This window comes from Pseudomonas sp. B35(2017), assembly GCF_002113645.1.
In the GTDB taxonomy this organism is placed as follows: Bacteria; Pseudomonadota; Gammaproteobacteria; order Pseudomonadales; family Pseudomonadaceae; genus Aquipseudomonas; species Aquipseudomonas ekonensis.
In genome coordinates this window covers 303437-322800 of the sequence record NZ_NEIZ01000002.1, presented here as the reverse complement: position 1 = coordinate 322800, position 19364 = coordinate 303437, and the positions used below count along the sequence as shown (strand labels likewise).

Sequence of the window (19364 nt, the reverse complement as noted above, 5' to 3'; positions counted from 1 at the left end):
GATGTCGGCAGCTGCGGCGTCATCGCTTGCAGGCAAGCTCCTACAGGATTCGGTGAGATACCGCAGGCACCCACGATCCCCTGTGGGAGCCAGCCTGCTGGCGATGGCGCCAGCAAAGGCAGCGCAAAACCCGGCTCAGGCCGCCGCCCAGGCCTGCAGGCTCAGGTGCGCCTTCTCCCCCGGCGCCAGGTGCAGGCTGTCGGTGCCCCCCGCCGCCGCTTCCACGCAGACGAATTCCGTCACCTCGTCCCAGCTCACCCCCAGCAACGGCCGTGAACCGGGGTGCCACACCACGGTGTCGGCGCTCTCGCCGGTGTCGATGCACAGCTCGCGCTGCCAGGCGCGATCCTTGAGCTGCAGTTCGCCGTCGTGCTGGAACACCCGCTGGCAGCCACCATCGACCCGCAGCTCGCCTTCCTGCTGGCAAGCCTCACGGCTCAACTGGTCGTAGCCCTGCGCCCCTTCCAGCCCAGACAGCGCTATCTCACTGACGTCGCCAATGCGCCAGTAAGCGTGCAACGCCTGGCTCAACTGGCACGGCATGTCGTCCTGATGCTCGGTGCTCAGGCGCAGGTCCATGCGCTCGCCCAGGTGCGCATGCAGGTCCACCTGCCAGTCGCACAGCTGCAGTCGCCAATGCAGGCGCACGCCGTCCTCGGCGCTGGCGCTGTCGAGCAGCTTCCAGTCCAGCAGCCGCGCCCAACCGTGGGACGGCCAGGCGTTCTCGCTCGGATGGCGACCGTACCACGGCCAGCACACCGGCACCCCGCCGCGGATCGCACCGACGTGCGGCCACTTCGCCGCGCACCACAGCCACGGTTTCTGCCCGCGCGGCTGAAAGTGCAGCAACTGCGCGCCCTGACGACTGAACACCGCCTGGCACAGCGGATGGTCGATCACCAGCACGTCGCGCATCTGATAGCGCTCCCAGGCGAACACCGGCCGTTCGCGCAGGGATCTGAAGAAGCGTTGCAGCGGATGCTCATGCATGGGCCACGGTCCTGAAAATCACGTGTCACAGGGCGGCGCCGGCCCCAAAAAAAAGCGGACAGCCAGGGCCGTCCGCAAATATGCGCACATGGAGAGGAGCTTATCGCAGACGCGTCAGAACACCGACTGAATTTTCAGGCCGGCGACCAAAGCGTTGTCGACTTCATCCACACCGCCCGGATGGGTGATGTATTGCAGGTTAGGGCGCACGGTCAGCCAGTTGGTGACATGGAAGCCGTAGTTGATCTCGTAGTTGTATTCGGTTTCGCGCAGCGGCGAGAACACTGGGTTGTCGTAGTCCGAAACGCCGTTGGCGACGTTGAGCAGCTCGGCGTTCTTCTTCACGTCGTCGTTGACGTGGATGCGCGCGAAGCCGATGCCCACGTCATCCTTGGGACGCGCGTCGAACGGGCCCTTGTAGACAAACATCAGCGACTGGTAGTTGTCGATGAAGTTGGTGTCCTTGTCGTGGAAGGTGGCGTTGGCCGCGATGTTCAGGCCACGGGACGCGTCGCCGTTGTGGCTGGTGAGCTGCTGCTGGGCCACGAACCAGTAGCCGTGCTTGCTGCTGTGCACGCGGTAGGCGTCGCCGGTGGTCGCGGCGTCCAGGCCGTTGCCGTCCTCACGCACGTCGTTGGCGTCGGCGGTGCTCTTGTAGTAACCCACGCGGTATTCGCCCGGCAGGCCGTTGACCTTCGGCGACCAGACCAGCTCGACCGGCAGCACGGTGCCGGCGGTGCCGCTGCCGCTGAGCTTGAAGCCGTTGCCGTGCTCCAGCTGCGACGGGTTCTGGTTGTACGCGCCGATCTGCGCATACAGCTCGTCGTTGATGTTGTACTTCACGCGGATCGCCGCCTGGCTGACCGGCCAGTTGTACCAGATGTTGGTCGCCCAGTTGCCCACCTGGGAGCCGCAGAACGCCAGGTTCTGGAAGTCGCACGGGAAGGTGTTGAAGTCTTCGCCTTCGCCGAAGTAACCGGCCTTGACGTCGAGCTTGTTGTCGAAGAACTGGTGCTGGATCCACAGTTGGGTCAGACGCACCATGTGGCCGCGGCCGTAGACTTCCTGCGAGGAGCTCAGGGTGCCGGCGCGCGGGTCGCCGATGCGGTCGTTGGAGATGTTTTCGCCGTTGCGGTTGGTCAGCTGGATCTTGGCCTGGGTGTTGTCCCAGCCCCACAGTTTCTGCAGGTCCAGGGCCACGCCCAGACCGAACTGGTCGCTGTAGCGGCCGGTCTTGTCGTCGTTGTAGCCGCCGTGCAGGTTGGCGCCCATCTCGCCGACGTAGTCCATCTTGATGTCGATGCCTTGCTCGATGAGCTTGGTGCGCTCGCCGCCCCAGTCGCCGGTCATCCACTTGGAATCGGAGCTGAACGCATCGGCGGCCATCGCGTTGCCGGCCAGCACCAGTGCGGCGGCGGCCGACATCCGGCAGATCAAACGGGCATTGACGTGTTTCATTTTCATCCCTACATCCTCGTCTTTATTGTTATTAACTGTTTTTTTCCAACGCGGTTTACACCCCTGTGGGAGCGGGCTTGCCCGCGCCCACATTTGTTCTTCAGCGCCCCTTGAACTGGGCGACATTGGCCGAATGCGCTTCGGCCTTCGCAACACCCGCAGTGCCCAAGCGCTCCCCGGTCTGGGCATCGAACAGCAGCACCTTGGCCGGATCGAACTGCAGGGTCAGGGTCTCGCCCACCTGCGGCGCCACGTCCGGCGCCAGGCGGCAGCAGACCTTGGTGTCGTTGAGGTTGACGAACACCAGGGTGTCCGGACCGGTGGGCTCGGTGACCTGCACTTCGGCACGGATGGTCGGCGCACCGTTGGCGTCGCCGTTGGCCAGGGCGATCTGCTCCGGGCGCAGGCCGAGGATCACTTCGCGATCCTCAAGCCCCGCGTCCTGCACGCCCAGCGGCAGTTCGCAGCGGGCCTGGCCGCTGTCGAGCAGCGCCACCAGCCGGCCGTCCTTGCGTTGCAGGCGCAGGGGGATGAAGTTCATCGGCGGCGAACCGATGAAGCTGGCCACGAACTGGTTGGCCGGGTCGTTGTAGATTTCCTTCGGCGTACCGAACTGCTGGATGATCCCGTCCTTCATCACCGCCACCTTGTCGCCCAGGGTCATGGCCTCGATCTGGTCGTGGGTCACGTAGACCGTGGTGGTCTTGAGGCGCTGGTGCATCAGTTTCATTTCGGTGCGCATCTCGACCCGCAGCTTGGCGTCGAGGTTGGACAGCGGCTCGTCGAACAGGTAGATCTTCGGCCGCCGCGCCAGCGCCCGGCCCATCGCCACGCGCTGCTGCTGGCCGCCGGAGAGCTGGCCCGGCTTGCGGTTGAGCAGGTGCTCGATCTGCAGCAGCTTGGCGACCCGGGCGACTTCCTCGTCGATGGCCGGCTGGCTCATCTTGCGGATCTTCAGGCCGAACTCGATGTTCTCGCGCACGTTCATGGTCGGGTACAGCGCATAGGACTGGAACACCATGGCGATGTCGCGGTCCTTGGGGCTCATGCCGCTGACGTCCTGGTCGCCGATCATGATCGCGCCGCCGGTGATGGTCTCAAGGCCGGCGATGCAGTTCATCAAAGTCGACTTGCCGCAGCCCGAAGGCCCGACGAGGATCAGGAACTCGCCGTCCTTGATCGACAGTTCGATGTTCTTCAGGGTGTCCGGCAGGCCGGCGCCATAGGTCTTGTTTACATTGCGAAGTTCGAGCGTAGCCATGATTACCCCTTGACCGCGCCGGCCGTCAGCCCGCGCACGAAATACTTGCCTGCCACCACATAGACCAGCAGGGTCGGCAGCCCGGCGATCATCGCCGCTGCCATGTCAACGTTGTATTCCTTGACCCCGGTGCTGGTGTTGACCAGGTTGTTCAGCGCCACCGTGATGGGCTGCGAGTCGCCGCTGGAGAACACCACACCGAACAGGAAGTCGTTCCAGATCTGGGTGAACTGCCAGATCAGGCAGACCATGATGATCGGGGTGGACATCGGCAGGATGATCCGCCGGAAGATCGTGAAGAACCCGGCGCCATCCAGCCGCGCCGCCTTCACCAGCGCATCGGGGATGGTCACGTAGTAGTTGCGGAAGAACAGCGTGGTGAACGCCAGGCCGTAGACCACGTGGATGAACACCAGGCCCGTGGTGGTGCTGGCCAGGCCCATCTTGCCGAGGGTGAACGAGGCCGGCAGCAGGACGGTCTGGAACGGCAGGAAGCAGCCGAACAGCAGCAGGCCGAAGAACAGTTGCGAGCCGCGGAAGCGCCACATCGACAGCACATAGCCGTTGAGCGCACCGATGGCGGTGGAGATCAGCACCGCCGGAACGGTGATCTTGATCGAGTTCCAGAAGTAGCCGTCCACCGTGCCCCAGGCCTTGACCCAGCCGATGCCGCTGACCACGGCCGGCCAGCTCAGGAGGTTGCCGGTGCTGATGTCTTCCGGGGTCTTGAAGCTGGTCAGCAGCATGACCACCAGCGGCACCAGGTACAGCACCACGGCGAGCAGAAGCACGGCGTGGATGGCGATGCGGCTCAGGCTGACGGAAGGTTTGTCGGCGAGGTTAGTCATGGCGCTTGGTCCTCAGCTCGGAATACAGGTACGGCACGATGATCGCGAGGATCGCGCCGAGCATCAGGATGGCGCTGGCCGAGCCCATGCCCATCTGGCCGCGGCTGAAGGTGAACGAATACATGAACATCGCCGGAAGGTCCGAGGAGTAGCCCGGGCCGCCGGCGGTCATCGCCGCCACCAGGTCGAAACTCTTGATCGCGATGTGGGCCAGGATCATCACCGCGCTGAAGAACACCGGACGCAGGCTCGGCAGCACAACTTTCCAATAGATGGTCGGCATGCTCGCGCCGTCGATCTGGGCGGCGCGGATGATCGACTGGTCGACGCCGCGCAGGCCCGCCAGGAACATCGCCATGATAAAGCCCGAGGCTTGCCACACCGCCGCGATCACCAGGCAATACACCACCCGGTCAGGGTCGATCAGCCAGTCCAGACGGAAGCCTTCCCAGCCCCAGTCGCGCAGCAGCTTGTCCAGGCCCATGCCGGGGTTGAGCAGCCATTTCCACGCCGTGCCGGTGACGATCATCGAGAGCGCCATCGGGTACAGATAAATGGTGCGGATGAACCCTTCGCGGCGGATGCGCTGATCCAGGAACACCGCCAGCAGCACGCCGATCACCAGGGTGATGCCGATGAACAGGCCGCCGAACACCGCAAGGTTCTTGCTCGCCACCCACCAGCGGTCGTTGTCGAACAGGCGCGCGTACTGCGCCAGCCCCGCCCACTTGTAGGTCGGCAGGAACGTCGAGGTGGTGAACGACAGGACGAACGTCCACAGGATGTAGCCATAGAAGCCCACCAGCACGATGAACATGCTCGGCGCCAGCACCAGCTTGGGGAGCCAGCGCTGCAACGCATCGAACGGCGAGGCCTTGCTGAACACAGCGACAGAACTCATGGGGAAATCCAGTACAGGGATTGAGGATCGCAAGCTGCGGGAGCCAGCCTGCCGGCGGTCGCGGTTCGTCAGCCGACACATCGGCCGGCTGCTCCACCGCTTTCGCGAGCAGGGCTCGCCCCTGCAGGGGCGAGCGTTACTTGGCCGACTTGACGGCGGTGCCCAGCTTCTTGGCCGCGTCGGCCGGGTCGGCTTTCGGGTCGTTGATGTAGTTGGTCACCACATCGAAGAACGCGCCCTGCACCGCCAGCGTGGTGGCCATGTTGTGCGCCATGCTCGGCTGCAGGCCGCCGGTCTTGGCGTCCGCCAGGAAGTCCTTGGCGGCGGTCTGGGCGCAGGAGTCGAAACCGAACTTGCCCATGTCGGCCAGCATGTCGTTGCGCACCGGGATCGAGCCCTTGTTGATGCTGAAGACCTTCTGGAAGTTCTCGCCCAGCACGACCTTGGCGATGTCCTGCTGACCGGCCGCGGTGCCCGCGTCCTTCTGCTTGAACACGGCCAGGGAGTCGATGTTGTAGGTGAAGGCCTTGTCGGTGCCCGGGAAGGCCACGCACTCGTAGTCCTTGCCGGCGACTTTCTTGGCCGCGGTCCATTCGGACTTGGCCCAGTCGCCCATGATCTGCATGCCGGCCTTGCCGTTGATGACCTTGGCGGCTTCCAGGTTCCAGTCCTGGCCTTTGCCGTCGGCGTCCATGTAGGTCGCGACTTTCTTCAGCTCGGTCAGGGCCTTGACCATCTGCGGGCCGGTCAGGGCCGCGTCGTCGAGGTCCACCAGGGCTTTCTTGTAGCCGTCCACGCCCATGACCGAGAGCACCACCGCTTCGAACACGGTGCTGTCCTGCCATGGCTGGCCGCCGTGGGCCAGCGGGATGAAGCCGGCGGCCTTGAGCTTGTCGCCGGCGGCGTAGAATTCTTCGAGGGTGGTCGGGGCCTTTTCGATGCCGGCCTTCTTGAAGACTTCCGGGTTGATCCACAGCCAGTTGACGCGGTGGATGTTCACCGGCACGGCCACGTAGTCGCCTTCGAACTTCACGGTGTCGGAGACTTTCTTGTCGAGCAGGCTGTCCCACTTCTCGGCCTTGGCGACGTCCTTGAGCACGTCGGTGTCGAGCAGGCCGGTGGAGGCCCAGTCCTGGATGTCCGGGCCCTTGATCTGGGCCACGCCCGGCGGGTTGCCGGCCACTGCGCGGCTTTTCAGCACGGTCATGGCGGTCGCGCCGCCACCGCCGGCCACGGCGCCGTCCTTCCAGGTAAAGCCGTCTTTTTCGACCTGGGCCTTGAGCACATCGACCGCTGCCTTCTCGCCGCCGGACGTCCACCAATGCACGACTTCCACCGATCCTTTGGATTCGGCGGCGGAAACACTCAGAGGGAGCGCAGCGAGCGGGAACAGGGAGGCAACAGAAATGACAGTGGCGAGGCGAGAAATCGCATTCATCTGAGAGGTACCTTTCTTGTTGTTATGCATGCAAGTCTGGAGCTTGCGCTGCACACGAGTTTAAACAGCGCGCATCCCTGCGCAGGTAACGAAGGGACGCGCGAATGTCACGACATGGTTACACAGGAACGCTCTGGGACCACTGCGCCAGGGCCGTGGCCATGCTCGGCGCTAGGGGCAGGCGGGGAATCAGCACGGCCTGCCAGGCATGGTAGAGATCCGGCTTGCCCGGCCAGATGTCGGCGCTGGGGCGGTTCAGCGGATCGAGTTCGTGGTGCCAGCTGCCGTCGCAGCGGTCGATGAACTTCGATTCACAGAATTCCCAGAACAGCCGGTACCAGGCTTCGTAGCGCTCTTCGCCGGTGCGTTTGAGCAAGGCGCTGGCGGCGGCGCTGGCTTCGGCGTGCGTCCAGTGCAGGCGATGGCGCACGACGGCCTTGTTGTCCCAATCGAGGGTATAGACGATGCCTGGCGCACCGTCCGCCGCCCAACCGTGACGACAGTTTTCCTCGAACAGTCGCTGCGCATCGGTGGCCAGCCAGCCGGGGGTGAGCATGCCGGCCCGTACCCGCGCCGCCTCCAGGTGCAGCATCAGCCGTGCCCATTCGAAGCCGTGGCCCGGCGTGGTGCCGTAGGGGCGGAAACCGTCGGCGGGATTGTCGCGGTTGTATTCGCGCAGCGGCTGCCAGTTGCGGTCGAAGTGCTCGATCACCAGGTAGCCGTTGGCGGCGGCGTGGCCGTGGATCACCCGTTCGACGATGCGCTGGGCGCGCACCAGCCAGCGCGGGTCTTCGGTGACGTCGGCCAGGGCGAGAAAGGCCTCGGTGGCGTGCATGTTGCTGTTGGCGCCGCGGTAGGCTTCCTCTTCGCGCCAGTCGCGGCTGAAGGATTCGCGCATCGCGCCCTCTTCGTCGCTCCAGAAGCAGGTGTCGATGATGTCGATGGCGTCGTCGAGCAGCGCTTCGGCGCCGGGGCGTCGGGCGACCACCGCCGAACTGGCGGCCAGGGCGACGAACGCGTGCAGGTAGGCGTTCTTGCCGGTGTTGCCGTCGCGGTGCTCGGCGGTGGCGAACCAGCCGCCGTGCACGGCGTCGCGCAGCGGGCCGCGCAGCGAGCGGACACCGTGATCGACCAGCTCGGCGAAGCCTGGCAGGCCCTGGATGTGGGCCATGGCGAAACTATGGGTCATCCGGGCGGTGTTCATGGTTTCGGCGTGCGCACCGGCCGGCAGGCGACCGCGCCCGTCGAGGTTGCCGAAGCCCTCCGGCAGCCACGAGGCCTTGGCGAAGTCCAGCAGGCGCAAGCCTTCGTCGGCGAGCCAGCGCTGGTGGGCAGGGGCGTTCAGCCAACTGCTGAAGCCTGGATTGAAGTGATCCATGGGTGGCCTTTTTTGTTGTTATGACTGCGGGGAGTCTAAACAACGGGCCGGGGCGGGCTTGTAACGAAGGGGACGGGGTTTGTCACCGACCGGTGACATTTGTGTCGTTTCGCAGGACGCCTTCGCGGGCAAGCCCGCTCCCACAGGGGGCTGCGTCGATCACAGGCCCAGTATGGGAGCGGGCCAGCCCGCGAAAAAAGCTGACGCGGCCCGGCTAATCGGTGCTGCGCGGCAGCTGCAACGTCACCCGCAGGCCGCCCTCGCGCAGGTTCTGCAGCGTGACCTCGCCGCCGTGGCTGTGGGCGATGTTGCGCGCAATGCCCAACCCGAGCCCATAACCTTGCTGCTGCCCGGCCAGGCGGAAATGCGGCTCGAACACCTGCTCCAGCCGCTGCTGAGGCACCCCCGGCCCTTCGTCGTCGACGTGCAGCACGAAGGCGCTCTCATCGTCGTCGATGTGCAGGTGCGCGTTCTGCCCGTACTTGAGGGCGTTGTCGATCAGGTTGCCGATGCAGCGCTTGAGCGCCAGCGGCTTGCCCGGGTATGTCGCCAGCGCCCGCCCGTGCTGGGTCACGCGGCCATTGCCGTTGGGCGCCAGGTACGGCTCCACCAGGCATTCCAGCACATGGTTGAGATCCACCGGCTCGATGTTTTCGTGGATGTCGGTGTCCTTGACGCATTGCAGCGCGCCCTTGACCAGCATCTCCAGCTCATCCAGGTCGCGGCCGAACTTGGCCTGCAGCGCTTCATCCTCCAGCAGTTCGACCCGCAGGCGCAGTCGGGTGATGGGCGTGCGCAGGTCATGGGAGATCGCGCTGAACAACTGGCTGCGCTCGGTCAGGTAACGGCTGATGCGCTCGCGCATGGTGTTGAACGCCCGGCCCACCTCGACCACTTCGCTGCCGCCGCCTTCAGCCACCGGTTCCACGTCGGCCCCCAGCGACAGTTCCCGCGCCGCCCGCGCCAGGCGCTTGAGCGGGCGGCTCTGCCAATGCACCAGCAAGCCGATGAACAGCAGCAAAAAGCCGCTGGTGAAGACGATGAACCACACCTGCTGCGTCGGCAGGCCCTGCTCTTCGAGGCTGGTGTACGGCTCGGGCAACAGCGAGGCGATGTACAGCCATTCGCCCGGCGCCAATTGGATCTGGGTGACCAGCACCGGCGGGTTCACCGGCTCCAGGGTCAGCGCGTAGTGGGCCCAGGACCGCGGCAGTTCATCGAGCTTGAGTCCGGCGTTGAAGATCCGCAGATCCTCGGGGCTGACGAAGGTCACGAGGATGTCGGTGTCGTGCCCCAACGATTGGTGCAGCACTTCGTCCACCGCCGTGATCACGGCAGCCTTGCGCGGCGTGACCGGCAGCACGTCCATGTCCAGCGGCTTGTCGTTGAGGGTCACCACGAAGCGGGTGCCGCCCATGCTGCGCAACTGATCGAGCACCAGCGGCCGGTACGCCACCGGCAACGAGCGGAAGTAACTGACGCTGGCGGTCATCGAATGGGCGAGGCTGCGGGCGCTGGTGACCAGGCCTTCGAGCTGGGTCGCCCGCAGCTGCGAGACCCAGATCACGCTGGACAGGGTCTGGGCGAACAGCACCGCCAACAGCGTCAGCAGCAGCATCCGCCCGAGCAACGAACGCGGCATCGGCACCTTGCCGGCCAGGTTGCGCAAAAACTCAGTGGCCATTGCCGGCAACCACATTGGCCGCCAGTTGATAACCGCTGCCGCGCACGGTGCGGATCAGCCTCGGCGGCTTTTCCGTGTCGCGCAGGCGCTGGCGCAGACGGCTGACGGCCATGTCGACGATGCGGTCGAGGGGCATCAGCTCGCGGCCGCGGGTGGCGTTGCCGATGGTGTCGCGGTCGAGGATTTCCTGGGGGTGGTCGAGGAACAGCTTGAGCAGCGCGAAGTCGGCGCCGGACAGGATCACTTCTTCGCCGTCGGTGTGGAACAGCCGGTGGCTGACCATGTCCAGCCGCCACTCGTCGAAGCTCAGCACCTCGCTGGCGCTGCGCTCCTGGGCGAACTGGGCCCGACGCAGCAACGCCTTGATCCGCGCCTGCAGCTCACGGGGGCTGAACGGTTTGCCGAGGTAGTCGTCGGCGCCCAGCTCCAGGCCGATCACCCGGTCGGCCTCGTCGGAACTGGCGGTGAGCATGATGATCGGCACCTGGGCCTGGCGCGGATGCTGGCGCACCCAGCGGCACAGGCTGAAGCCGTCCTCGTCGGGCAGCATCACATCCAGGATCACCAGATCGCTCGGCGCCTCGTTGAGCGCCTGGCGGAAACCGGCGCCGTCAGCCGTGGCCCGTACCTGAAACCCTGCGCGGGTCAGGTAGGTCTGCAGCAACTCGCGTATCTCCTGGTCGTCATCGACCAACAAAATCGACTTGTTGACTGAGCTCACTTCGAAGGCATCCTGATTATTGGAATTGGGACGGATTATGCCTGATGAACCTTGGAAATTTGTCACCGACTCTGATCCCATCGCTGTCCAGCCAGCGCCCACAGGGGTCTGCGTTGATCACAACACCGTGGAAGCTGGCTTGCCAGCGATGAAGCCGACTCGGCCCTAAGCCTGTTCGAGCGCCACACCGGCGCCCATCAGGCCCGAATACGGCGCCGTCACCAGCCACACCGGGATGCCCTTGAAGTAGTCGCTCATGCAGCCCTTGTCGGCGAAGCTCTTGGCGAAACCGCTGGCCAGGAAGAAATCGGCGAAGCGCGGCACCACGCCGCCGACGATGAAGACCCCGCCCCGGGCGCCGGTGGTGAGCACGTTGTTGCCGGCCACGCGGCCGAGCCAGCGGCAGAACTGCTCCAGCACCTCCAGCGCCACCGGATCCCCCGCCAGGCCGGCTGCGGTGATTGCCTCCGGCGTGTCGAGCGTGGGCTCATGCCCGTCCACCGCGCAGATCGCCCGGTAGACCCGCGGCAGACCGCCGCCGCTCAGGGCGGTCTCGGCGCTGACATGGCCGATCTCGCTGTGGATGTGCTGCCACAGTTGGGTCTCGCGCGGGCTGCTCAGCGGCAAGTCGACGTGCCCGCCCTCCCCCGGCAACGCGGCGAACCGGCCCTCGCCCAGGTCCAGCAACGTGCCGACCCCAAGCCCCGTGCCCGGGCCGATCACCACCGCCGGGCGCAGCGGCTCCGGCGTGCCTTCGCAGACCACGCGGAATTCGCCGGGCTGCAGGCGGGTCATGCCCAGGGCCATGGCCGAGAAGTCGTTGACCAGCAACAGCCGCTCGACCTGCAAGGCCTGGCAGAACGCCTGGCGGCTCAGGCGCCAGTGGTTGTTGGTGAACTTGAATTCGTCGCCGCTGACCGGACCGGCCACCGACAGGCACACCGACCCGATGGCGCCCGGCGCCAGGCCCAGCCGGCTCAGGTAGAGGCCGATGGCCTCTTCCGGGCTGGCATGGTCGGCCGTGGCCAGCACCTGCACCGATTCGAGCTGCTGATCTTTCCACAACGCAAACCGTGCGTTGGTGCCTCCGATGTCACCGACCAAAGCCAGTTTCAATTAAGCGTCTCCAGGGCAGAAGTGAAGGCGCTGGCGCCCTGCTCCGCCGAGCTGAAGGCCATGCGCATGAAGCCGAACAGCTCGCGGCCGCTGCCGATGTTGTTGCCCAACAGGCCTTTGGCGGGTTCGCGCGCTGCGAATTCGGCGGCGTCCACCTTGAGTTCCAGGGTGCCTTTGACGCCGTCGACGCGGATGATATCGCCCTCTTGCACCCGCGCCAAAGCGCCGCCCACATAAGCTTCGGGGCTGACGTGGATCGCCGCCGGGATTTTCCCCGAGGCGCCGGACATGCGCCCGTCGGTCACCAGCGCCACCTTGAAGCCGCGGTCCTGCAGCACGCCGAGGAACGGCGTCATCTTGTGCAGCTCCGGCATGCCGTTGGAGCGCGGGCCCTGGAAGCGCATCACGGCGACGAAATCCTTTTCCAGCAGGCCGGCCTTGAATGCGTCGGCCAGGTCCTGCTGATCCTGGAACACCATGGCCGGCGCTTCGACGATCTGATTCTCCAGCGCCACGGCGGAGACCTTCATCACGCCGCGACCGAGGTTGCCTTCCATCACCCGCAGACCGCCCTCCGGCGAGAACGCGCGGGCCACCGGGCGCAGGATGTTTTCGTCGAGGCTCTCGGTCGGCCCGTCGCGCCACACCAGCTCGCCGTTGTCGAGGAACGGCTCCTGGGTGTAGCGGCGCAGGCCGTGGCCGAGCACGGTGTTGACGTCTTCGTGCAGCAGGCCGGCGTCGAGCAGTTCACGGATCAGGAACGCCATGCCGCCGGCGGCCTGGAAGTGGTTGATGTCGGCCTTGCCGTTCGGATAGACGTGGCTCAGGGTCGGCACGACTTCGGAGAGATCGGCCATGTCCTGCCAGGTCAGCTGGATGCCCGCCGCCATGGCAATGGCCGGCATGTGCAGGGTGTGGTTGGTGGAGCCGCCGGTGGCGTGCAACGCGACGATGGAGTTGACCAGCGCCTTCTCGTCGACGATCTCGCCGATCGGCAGGAAGTGGCCGTTCTGCTTGGTCAGGCGGGTGACCTGGTGCGCGGCTTCGCGGGTCAGCGCGTCGCGCAGCGGCGTGTTCGGGTTGACGAACGACGCCCCCGGCAGGTGCAGGCCCATGACTTCCATCAGCAACTGGTTGGTGTTGGCGGTGCCGTAGAAGGTGCAGGTGCCGGGGCTGTGGTAGGACTTCATCTCCGATTCCAGCAGCTCTTCGCGGGTGGCCTTGCCTTCGGCGTACTTCTGCCGCACGTCGGCTTTCTCCTTGTTGGAGATGCCCGAGACCATCGGCCCGCCCGGCACGAAGATCGTCGGCAGATGGCCGAAGCGCAGGGAGCCCATCATCAGGCCCGGCACGATCTTGTCGCAGATGCCGAGCATCAGCGCGCCGTCGAACATGTTGTGCGACAGCGCCACCGCCGTGGACATCGCGATCACTTCGCGGCTCGGCAGGCTCAGCTCCATGCCCGGCTCGCCCTGGGTGACGCCGTCGCACATGGCCGGGGTTCCGCCGGCGAACTGGCCCACCGAGCCGATCTCGCGCAGGGCGTTCTTGATCAGTTCCGGGTAGACCTCGTACGGCTGGTGCGCCGAGAGCATGTCGTTGTAAGACGAAACAATGGCGATGTTCGCCGAGTTCATCATCCGCAGGCTGTGCTTGTCCTGGCTGCCGCAGCCGGCCACGCCGTGGGCGAAGTTGGCGCATTGCAGCTTGCCGCGCATCGGCCCGTCGGAGGCTGCGCCGCGAATCAATGCAAGGTAAGCCTGGCGCGTGGCGCGGCTGCGGGCGATAAGCCGTTCGGTGACCTCAAGAACGCGGGGATGCATGTGTAGAACTCCAGGCTAACGGATGTGGCGACCTGATTGTCTATGCTGATCAAAGGCCCGCGCGCTCGGGATGACGGACGGTTTTCTTGATCATTCGGACCAGTTGATTCAGGTCACTCGTTGTAGATAAAACAAAATACTGCCACCAAAAAGGCTTGTTTTCTATTTTTTTGCGAATAATCTTGTAATTCCAACAACAAAACGACGGCGGCGCTGTTCAATGACTCTTCGAATCGCAATCAATGGTTTTGGCCGCATCGGCCGTAACGTCCTGCGCGCACTGTATACCCAAGGCTATCGGCAGGACTTGCAGATCGTCGCCATCAACGACCTGGGTGACAGCGCGATCAACGCCCATCTGCTCAAGTACGACACCGTTCACGGCACGTTCGATGCCGAAGTCGCCCATGACAACGAGAGCCTGACCGTCAACGGCGACCGCATTTCCGTCAGCGCCATCCGCAATCCGGCCGACCTGCCCTGGGCCGCGGAAAAGATCGACGTGGTGTTCGAATGCACCGGCCTGTTCACCGACCGCGCCAAGGCCGCCGCGCACATCAGCGCCGGCGCCCGCAAGGTGATCATCTCGGCGCCGGCCAAAGGCGCCGACGCCACCGTCGTCTACGGCGTGAACCACGACATCCTGCGCGCCTCGCACCAGATCATCTCCAACGCCTCGTGCACCACCAACTGCCTGGCCCCGGTGGCCCAGGTGCTGCACCGCGAACTGGGGATCGAAAGCGGCCTGATGACCACCATCCATGCCTACACCAACGACCAGAACCTGACCGACGTCTATCACAGCGACCCGTACCGCGCCCGTTCGGCCACCCAGAACATGATCCCGAGCAAGACCGGCGCCGCCGAAGCGGTGGGCCTGGTGCTGCCGGAACTGGCCGGCAAGCTGACCGGCATGGCCGTGCGCGTGCCGGTGATCAACGTGTCGCTGGTGGACCTGACGGTGCAGCTCAAGCGCGAGGCGTCCGCCGACGAGGTCAACGCGCTGCTCAAGGCCGCCAGCCAGCACTCGAAGATCCTCGGCTACAACGCCCTGCCGCTGGTTTCCAGCGACTTCAACCACAATCCGCTGTCGTCGATCTTCGACGCCAACCACACCAAGGTCAGCGGCAAGCTGCTCAAGGTGCTGGCCTGGTACGACAACGAGTGGGGCTTCTCCAACCGCATGCTGGACAACTGCCTGGCGCTGTGCAACGCCGAGTGACCCCGGATCGTTCTGTGGGAGCGACTGCTTTCGGCAGGCTGGCTCCCACAGGGACAGGGGCATGCCACCGCTCCCGCATGAAGTGCCTGATTTCAATCTGAAATCAGAGCTTGACCATTCGACTGGATGATAAGCATTATCATTTGATCGAAACGGATCAGGTCCTCCCGTGAGTCAGGCACAGTTCAACCACGTCTTCCTTGCCCAGCGCAGTTCGCTGCTGCGCACGCTGCAACGGATGGTCAACAACCCCAGCACCGCCGAAGACCTGCTGCAGGAGACCTACCTGCGCGTGACCCGGGCCTTGGGCGAGCGGGCCATCGATCACCTCGAACCCTTCGTCTTCCAGACCGCCCGCAACCTGGCGCTGGATCATCTGCGCGCCCGCAAGATCCACGCTCGCACCATGGTCGACGACGTCCCGCAGGAGGTGGTGCACAGCGTCGCCGCCCCCGCCAGCAGCGCCGAAGACGCCGCCCATGCCGAACAACTGCTGGAGCGCCTGAACGTGAGCCTCAGTGAACTCAGCCCCCGCCAGCAGCAGATCTTCATCCTCAGCCGCCTGCACGGCCACAGCTACCAGCAGATCGCCGACGAGCTGGACGTGTCCCTCAGCACCGTGCAGAAAGAACTCAAGCTGATCATGACCATCTGCATCGGCGTCGCCGAACGCTTGAACGGCGACTGAAGCCGTAGGAAAGGTCTGTAAGTCCGAGCAGCGACTGCACGGATCATCGGGCTTTGTTACCCTTGCCCGACTTTTACGCTTCACTAAAAAAACAGCCGTGCAACGACACTGCCGAGGAAACACCGTGACGGACACCCACCGCCCGCCTTCGCCCGATACGGCGCAGGACGCCGCCAACGCAATGGACCAGGCCCTGGACTGGATCATCGCGCTCGGCAGTCCGGACGAAGAGCAGACCCGGCAGTTCCACGCCTGGCTGGCGGCCGATCCGCGCAACGCCGAAGCCTTCGCAAAGGCCCAGGCCATCTGGGACGGCCCGCAAGTGGCGCAGTGCGCCCAGGCGCTGGCCGCCAAACCGCAGAAAGTCACCGTCCTCACCCGCCTGCGCCCGCACTGGAAACCGCTGGCCACCGCCGCCGTGCTGGTGCTGGGCCTGTTCAGCTTCAGCAACCTGCCGATGCGCCTGCAGGCCGACCACCTGACCGTGGTCGGCGAGCGCCAGCGCCTGCAACTGGAGGACGGTTCCAAAGTCCTGCTCAACACCAACTCGGCATTTTCCAGCACCATCAACGACCGCCAGCGGGTGGCGCGGCTGTACCAGGGCGAAGCGTTCTTCGAGATCGCCGCCAACCGCAGCCAGCCGCTGGAGATCGACGCCGGCCCCGTGAAGGCCAGCGTGCACGACACCGCGTTCGCCGTGCGCTACCTGGACGGCGTGGCCCAGGTGCGCGTGCAGCGCGGCGACGTCGACCTGCGCGCCACCGGGGACGACGCCCGGGTGCGCCTGTCGGCCGGGGAAAGCATCCGCATCGGCCCCAACGGCTTCGACCGCCCGGCCAAACAGGACGCCGCCACCGACCTTGCGTGGGTGCAGGGCCGGCTGATCTTCGAGAACTGCCCGCTCAGCCAGGTCCTGGCGGAGCTGCGCCGCTACTATCCAGGCTGGATCATCAACACCAACGAGCAGTTGGCCGACGTCGCCGTCACCGGCAACTACCGCCTCGACCAGCCGCTGGACGTGGTGCGTTCCCTGGCCCACATCACCTCCGCGCGCCTGAAGGAATTCCCGGCGCTGGTGATCCTGAACTAAATGAGAATTATTTTTACTCGATAGCCGAAGCTCGTACGTCTCGTTATAGCCAATGCAATTGATTCGCATCTCCGGACGCGGATCAGCACCTATAAAGATTCGTGCGACACGGAGCGCTATCGATGTCATCACGCCTTACCCGCCAGACCGCTTCCCCTTCCCGCGTACTGTCGCTGCTGACGGCCGCCATCCTGATGGCCGGCACCGCACCGCTGATGGCGGCCACCGAACAGCCAGCGCGCAACATGGGCGACTACTCGTTCGCCATCGCCCAGCAGCCGCTGGTGTCGGCGCTCAATGCGTTCACCGCCGTCACCGGTTGGCAGGTGGGCCTGCCGGCGCAACTGGGGGAAGGCGTGTCGTCGCCGGGCGTGCGCGGTTCGCTGCCGCCGGAAAAAGCCCTGGAGCGCCTGTTGGCGGGGACCGGCCTGAGCTTTCGCAAGATCGGCAACAACAACGTCGTGCTGGAGAAACGCAGCACCGCCGGCGCGCTCAACCTGGATCAGGTGACCATCAGCGCCACCCGCCAGGAACAGTCGGTGAACAGCGTGCCCGCCACCGTCACCGTGCACACCCGTGAAGAGCTCGACCGCAGCAACGTCAACACCATCAAGGACCTGGTGCGCTACGAGCCCGGCGTCTCCGTGGGCGGCGCCGGCCAGCGCGGCGGGATCAGCGGCTACAACATCCGCGGCATCGACGGCGACCGCATCCTGACCCAGGTCGACGGCGTCGAAGTGCCGGACGGCTTCTTCAACGGCCCCTACGCCAAGACCCAACGCAACTACGTCGACCCGGAAATCGTCAAGCGCGTGGAGATCCTCCGCGGCCCGGCCTCGGTGCTGTACGGCAGCAATGCCATCGGCGGCGCCGTGAGCTACTACACCCTCGACGCGGACGACATCATCAAGCCCGGCAAGGACGTCGGCGCCCGCCTCAAGACCGGCTACAGCTCCGCCGACGAAAGCTGGCTGAAGTCCGCCACCGTCGCCGGCCGCGCCGACCGGTTCGACGGCCTGCTGCACTACAGCCAGCGCGACGGCCACGAAACCGACTCCTACGGCAGCAACAACGGCACCGGCCTCGACCGCACCGCCGCCAACCCGGAAGACGTCAAGGCGAGCAACGTGCTGGCCAAGCTCGGCTGGAACTACGCCGAGGGCTCGCGCCTGGGCCTGACCTACGAGAAATACAAGGACGACCGCGACACCGACCAGAAAAGCGCCTACGGCGGCCCCTACTTCAACGGCGCGCCGACCCTCCCCAACAGCGTGCTGCCCGGCGGCATGTACCAGTGGCGCACCGGCAACGACACCATCACCCGCGAGCGCTTCGGCCTGGAGCACAGCTTCGAGCTCAACAGCCTGCTGGCGGACAACGTGAAGTGGAGCCTCAACCACCAGACCGCCAAGACCGACCAGAGCACCGAGGAGTTCTACTACCCGATGACCCGCAAGGTGCTGCGCACCCGCGACACGGTCTACGAAGAAAAGCAGTGGGTGTTCGACGCGCAGTTGGACAAGGCTTTCAGCCTCGGCGCCACCGACCATGTCCTGACCTACGGCACCACGATCAAGCGGCAGGAAGTCACCGGCTCGCGCAGCGGCGACGGCAAGTGCCTGGCGGTCGGCCGCGGCTGCACCGCCATCGGCGCCACCAGCGCGGCCGACGTGCTGAAGAAGTCCAGCGACTTCCCGGACCCGACCATCAATACCTACAGCCTGTTCGCCCAGGACCAGATCAGCTGGAACGACTGGACCTTCCTGCCGGGCCTGCGCTACGACTACACCCAGCTCAAGCCGCACATCACCCAGGAGTTCCTCAACACCGTGGCCGCCGACGGCAAAGGCACGGTCAGCGATTCGAACAAGACCTGGCACAAAGTCTCGCCCAAGTTCGGCCTGACCTACGCCCTGACCGAGAACTACACCTGGTACGGCCAGTACGCCGAAGGCTTCCGCACCCCGACCGCCAAGGCGCTGTACGGCCGCTTCGAGAACAGCACCACCGGCTACAACGTGGCGCCGAACCCGGATCTGGAGCCGGAGAAAAGCAAGAGCTACGAGACCGGCCTGCGCGGCAACTTCGAATCCGGCTCGTTCGATGTGGCGGTCTTCTACAACAAGTACCGCGACTTCATCAACGAAGACGCAGTCACGCCCGGCTACAGCGAGCTGACCTTCCAGACCAACAACATCAAGCACGCCACCATCAAGGGCGCCGAGGTCAAGGGCCGCCTGAACCTGGACGCGTTCGGCGCGCCGCAGGGTCTGTACACCCAGGGTTCGGTCGCCTACGCCTACGGTCGCAACAACGACACCGGCGAGCCGCTCAACAGCGTCAACCCGCTGACCGGCGTGTTCGGCCTGGGCTACGACCAGGACAACTACGGCGGCCTGCTGAGCTGGACCGTGGTGAAGAAAAAGGACCGCGTCGACGACAGCCAGTTCAAGTCGCCGGACGGCGTCAGCAGCCAGTTCAAGTCGCCGGGCTTCGGCATTCTCGACCTGACCGGGTTCTACAAGGTCACCGACGACGTCACCGTCAGCGGCGGCATCTACAACCTGACCGACAAAAAGTACTGGCTGTGGGACGACGTGCGCGGCTATGACAGCGTCGGCGAAGCCGCGGTGCTGAGCCCGGCCAACCTCGACCGCCTGACCCAGCCGGGCCGCAACTTCGCGGTCAACCTGGTCTGGGACATCTGACCCGGCCCGCCTCACTGCGCGCGTGCATCGCCGCGCAG

General features: G+C 65.3%; 15 protein-coding genes. 4 read left to right on the top strand and 11 right to left on the bottom strand.

Going from position 1 to position 19364, the window contains the following annotated elements; genetic code table 11:
* Positions 1 to 135 precede the first annotated feature (135 nt).
* The 11 genes from CAG41_RS04975 to edd all read right to left on the bottom strand — a co-directional run bounded on the left by CAG41_RS04975 (position 136) and on the right by edd (position 13618).
* A complete protein-coding gene (locus CAG41_RS04975) occupies positions 136 to 990 on the bottom strand; it encodes a D-hexose-6-phosphate mutarotase (protein WP_085629563.1) in 855 nt (284 codons plus the stop codon).
* Positions 991 to 1104: 114 nt separating this feature from the next.
* On the bottom strand, positions 1105 to 2454 hold the full coding sequence (locus CAG41_RS04970; RefSeq protein WP_085580548.1) for a carbohydrate porin: 1350 nt from the start codon (positions 2452 to 2454) through the stop codon (positions 1105 to 1107).
* A gap of 94 nt (positions 2455 to 2548) precedes the next feature.
* The gene (locus tag CAG41_RS04965; RefSeq protein ID WP_085580546.1) at positions 2549 to 3709 is read right to left on the bottom strand and encodes an ABC transporter ATP-binding protein; all 1161 of its coding nucleotides are present in this window, start codon (positions 3707 to 3709) and stop codon (positions 2549 to 2551) included.
* 2 nt (positions 3710 to 3711) lie between these two features.
* A complete protein-coding gene (locus CAG41_RS04960; protein WP_085580544.1) occupies positions 3712 to 4557 on the bottom strand; it encodes a carbohydrate ABC transporter permease in 846 nt (281 codons plus the stop codon).
* Positions 4550 to 5458, bottom strand: a complete 909-nt coding sequence (locus tag CAG41_RS04955; protein WP_085580542.1) for a carbohydrate ABC transporter permease — start codon at positions 5456 to 5458, stop codon at positions 4550 to 4552. The genes CAG41_RS04960 and CAG41_RS04955 overlap by 8 nt, the downstream gene beginning before the upstream one ends.
* A 136-nt stretch (positions 5459 to 5594) precedes the next feature.
* Positions 5595 to 6896 (bottom strand): ABC transporter substrate-binding protein, encoded by a 1302-nt coding sequence (locus CAG41_RS04950; protein WP_085580540.1) that lies wholly within the window; start codon positions 6894 to 6896, stop codon positions 5595 to 5597.
* A 118-nt stretch (positions 6897 to 7014) separates the two neighbouring features.
* Positions 7015 to 8274, bottom strand: coding sequence for an AGE family epimerase/isomerase (locus CAG41_RS04945; RefSeq protein WP_085629557.1), 1260 nt, complete (start codon positions 8272 to 8274; stop codon positions 7015 to 7017).
* A gap of 214 nt (positions 8275 to 8488) precedes the next feature.
* On the bottom strand, positions 8489 to 9958 hold the full coding sequence (locus CAG41_RS04940; RefSeq protein ID WP_085656008.1) for an ATP-binding protein: 1470 nt from the start codon (positions 9956 to 9958) through the stop codon (positions 8489 to 8491).
* Complete coding sequence (locus tag CAG41_RS04935; RefSeq protein ID WP_085580534.1) at positions 9948 to 10679, bottom strand: response regulator; 732 nt, start codon at positions 10677 to 10679, stop codon at positions 9948 to 9950. The genes CAG41_RS04940 and CAG41_RS04935 overlap by 11 nt, the downstream gene beginning before the upstream one ends.
* A 165-nt stretch (positions 10680 to 10844) precedes the next feature.
* Positions 10845 to 11795 carry a glucokinase gene (locus tag CAG41_RS04930; RefSeq protein ID WP_085706749.1) on the bottom strand — a complete coding sequence of 317 codons (951 nt, stop codon included), beginning with the start codon at positions 11793 to 11795 and terminating at the stop codon, positions 10845 to 10847.
* Positions 11792 to 13618: a phosphogluconate dehydratase gene (edd, locus tag CAG41_RS04925; RefSeq protein ID WP_085629553.1), complete on the bottom strand. Its 1827-nt coding sequence runs from the start codon at positions 13616 to 13618 to the stop codon at positions 11792 to 11794. The genes CAG41_RS04930 and edd overlap by 4 nt, the downstream gene beginning before the upstream one ends.
* Positions 13619 to 13838: 220 nt before the next feature.
* On the opposite strand from edd, the gene gap reads away from it, so the two are divergent.
* The 4 genes from gap to CAG41_RS04905 all read left to right on the top strand — a co-directional run bounded on the left by gap (position 13839) and on the right by CAG41_RS04905 (position 19326).
* Positions 13839 to 14840: a type I glyceraldehyde-3-phosphate dehydrogenase gene (gap, locus tag CAG41_RS04920; protein ID WP_085580527.1), complete on the top strand. Its 1002-nt coding sequence runs from the start codon at positions 13839 to 13841 to the stop codon at positions 14838 to 14840.
* Between the two features lie 169 nt (positions 14841 to 15009).
* Positions 15010 to 15528: an RNA polymerase sigma factor gene (locus tag CAG41_RS04915; RefSeq protein WP_085580525.1), complete on the top strand. Its 519-nt coding sequence runs from the start codon at positions 15010 to 15012 to the stop codon at positions 15526 to 15528.
* Positions 15529 to 15652: 124 nt separating this feature from the next.
* Positions 15653 to 16618: a FecR domain-containing protein gene (locus CAG41_RS04910; RefSeq protein WP_085706748.1), complete on the top strand. Its 966-nt coding sequence runs from the start codon at positions 15653 to 15655 to the stop codon at positions 16616 to 16618.
* 122 nt (positions 16619 to 16740) lie between these two features.
* Positions 16741 to 19326, top strand: a complete 2586-nt coding sequence (locus tag CAG41_RS04905; RefSeq protein ID WP_085636625.1) for a TonB-dependent receptor — start codon at positions 16741 to 16743, stop codon at positions 19324 to 19326.
* Positions 19327 to 19364 lie beyond the last annotated feature (38 nt).

Bases quoted from the DNA above. Each gene is read 5' to 3' on its own strand.
- CAG41_RS04975 (WP_085629563.1), bottom strand. From the start codon at position 990: ATGCATGAGCATCCGCTGCAACGCTTCTTCAGATCCCTGCGCGAACGG.
- CAG41_RS04945 (WP_085629557.1), bottom strand. From the start codon at position 8,274: ATGGATCACTTCAATCCAGGCTTCAGCAGTTGGCTGAACGCCCCTGCC.
- CAG41_RS04960 (WP_085580544.1), bottom strand. From the start codon at position 4,557: ATGACTAACCTCGCCGACAAACCTTCCGTCAGCCTGAGCCGCATCGCC.
- CAG41_RS04940 (WP_085656008.1), bottom strand. From the start codon at position 9,958: ATGGCCACTGAGTTTTTGCGCAACCTGGCCGGCAAGGTGCCGATGCCG.
- edd (WP_085629553.1), bottom strand. From the start codon at position 13,618: ATGCATCCCCGCGTTCTTGAGGTCACCGAACGGCTTATCGCCCGCAGC.
- CAG41_RS04970 (WP_085580548.1), bottom strand. From the start codon at position 2,454: ATGAAAATGAAACACGTCAATGCCCGTTTGATCTGCCGGATGTCGGCC.
- CAG41_RS04965 (WP_085580546.1), bottom strand. From the start codon at position 3,709: ATGGCTACGCTCGAACTTCGCAATGTAAACAAGACCTATGGCGCCGGC.
- CAG41_RS04955 (WP_085580542.1), bottom strand. From the start codon at position 5,458: ATGAGTTCTGTCGCTGTGTTCAGCAAGGCCTCGCCGTTCGATGCGTTG.
- CAG41_RS04905 (WP_085636625.1), top strand. From the start codon at position 16,741: ATGTCATCACGCCTTACCCGCCAGACCGCTTCCCCTTCCCGCGTACTG.
- CAG41_RS04950 (WP_085580540.1), bottom strand. From the start codon at position 6,896: ATGAATGCGATTTCTCGCCTCGCCACTGTCATTTCTGTTGCCTCCCTG.
- gap (WP_085580527.1), top strand. From the start codon at position 13,839: ATGACTCTTCGAATCGCAATCAATGGTTTTGGCCGCATCGGCCGTAAC.